The organism is Streptomyces sp. NPDC054956 (assembly GCF_053609185.1).
In genome coordinates this window covers 1-3,857 of record NZ_JBSGXB010000481.1, presented here as the reverse complement: position 1 = coordinate 3,857, position 3,857 = coordinate 1, and the positions used below count along the sequence as shown (strand labels likewise).

Genomic DNA, 3,857 nt, shown 5'->3' with positions numbered 1-3,857 from the left:
CTCATCCACCGAAGTGGACGGGGTATCAACTTTTGGCGTTGATTTTTGGCACGCTGTTGAGTTCTCAAGGAACGGACGCTTCCTTTGTACTCACCGCAGTAACAATTACTGGGGCTTTCCTCCGGGCGCTTCCTTCGTTCTTGCGTTTCCGACTCTATCAGAGTCAGTCTCGCTTGTTTTCCGCCTTCCGGTTCTTCGCTTTCGCGTTTCCCTTTCCGGCGAGTCCGACTCTATCAGTCCTTTTCCGTCTCCCTGACCACTCTCCGTTTTGCCGAATAGGCACGCGGAAAGAAGCCGAGATCAAGATCAGTGAAGAAGAGGAGGATGCCCGTCCATCAGCCGTTCGCGAGATGTTCACGCGGGGCTTCCTGGCGGGAGTCACGACAGTACAGGTCCGCTGGTGCCCAAGCAAATCGATTCAGGCGTATGGTCTAGTCCGGTGGTCTAGTCCACTAGGTTGTCACCTGACTCGCTCGGGACCTCCGTCAGTACCTGTATGAACAGGTGCAGTTCAGGCGGAACCGGGACGTCTCATGACTTACCCTTCTCAAAGTACGCCGTCCAGGACAGGTTGTGACGGCGACACGAAGTAGCCCCACCCCTGGGAGGCCCCACATGACCAGCGTGACGTCCCCACTCGCCGGGACCGCCATCGGACTCGCGGCAGTGCCCGATCCGGTGTTCTCCGGCGCGATGGTGGGACCGGGCACCGCTATCAAGCCCGTGCAGGAGCCCTCGGAGGCGGTGTCCCCCGTTGACGGTGTGGTCGTCTCCCTGCACCCGCACGCGTACGTCGTCGTCGACGACGAAGGACACGGTGTGCTCACCCACCTGGGCATCGACACCGTTCAGCTCAACGGCGAGGGCTTCGAGCTCCTCGTCAACAAGGGCGACACCGTGAGCCGTGGCCAGGCCGTCATCCGCTGGAACCCGGCCGCCGTCGAGGCCGCCGGCAAGTCCTCCGTCTGCCCCATCGTGGCGCTGGAGGCCTCCGCGGACTCCCTCTCCGACGTGGTCGAGGCCGGGGACGTCAAGGCTTCGGACGTCCTCTTCAGCTGGAAGTGACGTGTCCGCCTCCATAGGCGAGTCGGACATCCATCGCGGCGGCGGGGCCGTCGCTCAATCGGAGACGGGTGAAATGGAGACAACGCTGCGAGGCGTCGGCGTGAGCCACGGTGTGGCGATCGGCGAGGTTCGGCACATGGGTACGGCGGTTCTCGAGCCGCCGGCGAAGCAGATCAACGCGGACGAGGCGGAGCGCGAACAGGGGCGCGCCCGCAAGGCCGTGGAAGCTGTGTCGGCCGACCTGATCGCGCGCGGCCAGCTGGCCGGTGGCGAGGCTCAGCACGTGCTCGAGGCCCAGGCGATGATCGCCACGGACCCCGAGCTGATGACGGACGTCGACCGGCGGATCGCCGTCGGCAGCACCGCCGAGCGCGGTGTGTACGACGCCTTCTCCCACTACCGCGAGCTCCTCGCGGGTGCCGGCGAGTACATGGCCGGCCGTGTCGCCGACCTGGACGACGTGCGCAACCGCATCGTCGCCCGCCTGCTCGGCGTGCCGATGCCGGGCGTGCCGGACAGCGACGAGCCGTACGTGCTGATCGCGCGTGACCTGGCGCCCGCCGACACCGCTCTGCTCGACCCGGCCCTCGTCCTCGGCTTCGTGACCGAGGAAGGCGGACCGACCAGCCACAGCGCGATCCTCGCGCGGGCGCTGGGCGTGCCGGCCATCGTGGCGCTGCCCGGTGCGGGCGAGATCGCCGAGGGCACCCTCATCGCCGTCGACGGCAGCACGGGCGACCTGTTCGTGGACCCGTCTCCGGAGAAGCGTGCCGAGCTGGAGGCCGCGGCCGCCGAGCGCAAGGCCGCTCTCGCCGCCTCCTCCGGTCCGGGCGCGACGTCCGACGGTCACAAGGTGCCGCTGCTGGCCAACGTCGGTGGTCCGGCGGACGTGCCGGCGGCCGTCGAGGCCGGGGCCGAGGGTGTGGGCCTGTTCCGCACCGAGTTCCTCTTCCTGGACGACAGCAAGAAGGCGCCGACCGAAGAGAAGCAGATCGAGTCGTACCGCAAGGTGCTCGAGGCCTTCCCCGAGGGCCGTGTCGTCGTACGCGTCCTGGACGCCGGCGCCGACAAGCCGCTGGACTTCCTGACCCCGGCCGACGAGCCGAACCCGGCTCTGGGCGTCCGCGGTCTGCGCTCGCTGCTCGACCACCCGGACGTGCTGCGTACGCAGCTGACCGCGCTGGCCAAGGCCGCCGAGGGGCTGCCGGTCTACCTCGAGGTCATGGCCCCGATGGTGGCCGACCGGATCGACGCCAAGGCCTTCGCGGACGCGTGCCGCGATGCCGGTCTGCGGGCGAAGTTCGGCGCGATGGTGGAGATCCCCTCCGCCGCGCTGCGGGCTCGCTCGATCCTGCAGGAGGTCGAGTTCCTGTCGCTGGGCACCAATGACCTGGCGCAGTACGCCTTCGCCGCCGACCGTCAGGTCGGAGCCGTGTCGCGGCTGCAGGACCCGTGGCAGCCCGCGCTGCTCGACCTGATCGCCATGTCGGCGGACGCGGCCAAGGCCGAGGGCAAGAGCTGTGGCGTCTGTGGCGAGGCGGCCTCCGACCCGCTGCTGGCCTGTGTGCTGACGGGTCTGGGTGTCACCTCCCTGTCGATGGGTGCCGCTTCGATTCCCTACGTGCGGGCGACGCTCGCCAAGTACACCCTGGCGCAGTGCGAGCGTGCGGCTGCCGCCGCGCGTGCCGCGGACAGCGCCGAGGAGGCCCGTGTGGCCGCCCAGGCGGTGCTGTCCGGCGAGTAGCCCGGGCACCGCACCGGACGGTGTGTCGTTCGATCGAGGGGTCCTCGCCGGTGGCGAGGGCCCCTCGGCCGTTCGCGGGCGCGGCTCACCACCCGTTCGGGTCAGTGGTGGGGGCCCGGCTCGTCGACCTCGTAGCCCGGGCAGTACTCGACGCCCGGTTCGGGGGCGACGGGTTCTCCGGTGTCGGCGTCGGTGCAGTAGGCGTTGAAGACGGCCGCCGCCGACAGGGGGACCAGGCGGCCGCGGTCCAGGCGCCAGCCGTGGACCCGGTCCCGGACTCCCTCGGCGGTGCTGCGCAGGACCACTCCCCCGGGGCCGCCCAGGGCCAGGCCCGCGGCGAGGACGGTCACGAAGTCGAGGCCCTCGCGGCCCTCGATCCGTGGCGGCCCCTGTGCGGCCGCGTCGGCGTGCAGGACGGCCAGGAGCTGTTCCTCCTCGGCGGGGACGCTGCACACGAGGTGGTGGTGGCCGGGGCCGGCCCGGTCGACGAGGTGTTTGAGGGCGTCGGCGGCGCGCTCGAAGGAGGCGGCGCCGATGTCCTGGCCGCAGTCGGCGCAGCTGCCGACGCCGGCCAGGAGGGTGGTGGCGTACTCCCACGTGGCCTGCCGGACGGCCTCGTCCACGAGGAGCGGGACCAGTTCGTCGATGGGCTGGCCCGCGTACGGGAGGGAGCCGCCGGCGCCGGCCAGTTCGGCGGTGAACCGGGTGCGGGAGCCGGGGGTGTCGGGATCGAGTCCCTGCCGCCGGCAGAACTCTCCGTAGTCCTCGGGGTCGAAGAGGGCGACCGTGGTGTGGATGCCCTGGGCGGCGAGGGAGTGGAGCAGGCGTTCGACCTGTTCGAGGTAGTCGCGGTGGTCGTCGAAGGCGAAGCTGCGGTAGCGGCGCATGGCCGCGAAGTCCCCGGCGTCGGCCAGGAGGCCGACGGTGCTCGGGACTTCGCGGCGCAGCGTGCGGCGCCGGGTGGGGGCCGGGCGGCCCCCACCCCCGGCGGGCCAGCGGTCGGTTGAGCGTGGCAATGCTGTCTCATATACAAAAAATAAGCAGCCCA

General features: G+C 70.1%; 3 protein-coding genes. 2 read left to right on the top strand and 1 reads right to left on the bottom strand.

What is annotated here, in order from left to right:
- The first annotated feature begins 615 nt into the window (after window positions 1-615).
- Together ACWGDE_RS37020 and ptsP are read left to right on the top strand one after the other, a co-directional pair.
- A complete protein-coding gene (locus tag ACWGDE_RS37020) occupies window positions 616-1,065 on the top strand; it encodes a PTS sugar transporter subunit IIA (RefSeq protein ID WP_453393472.1) in 450 nt (149 codons plus the stop codon).
- A gap of 73 nt (window positions 1,066-1,138) precedes the next feature.
- The gene (ptsP, locus tag ACWGDE_RS37015; RefSeq protein ID WP_453393471.1) at window positions 1,139-2,809 is read left to right on the top strand and encodes a phosphoenolpyruvate--protein phosphotransferase; all 1,671 of its coding nucleotides are present in this window, start codon (window positions 1,139-1,141) and stop codon (window positions 2,807-2,809) included.
- 101 nt (window positions 2,810-2,910) lie between these two features.
- On the opposite strand, the gene ACWGDE_RS37010 is transcribed toward ptsP, so the two are convergent.
- Window positions 2,911-3,825 carry a hypothetical protein gene (locus ACWGDE_RS37010; RefSeq protein WP_453393470.1) on the bottom strand — a complete coding sequence of 305 codons (915 nt, stop codon included), beginning with the start codon at window positions 3,823-3,825 and terminating at the stop codon, window positions 2,911-2,913.
- Between the last annotated feature and the right edge of the window lie 32 nt (window positions 3,826-3,857).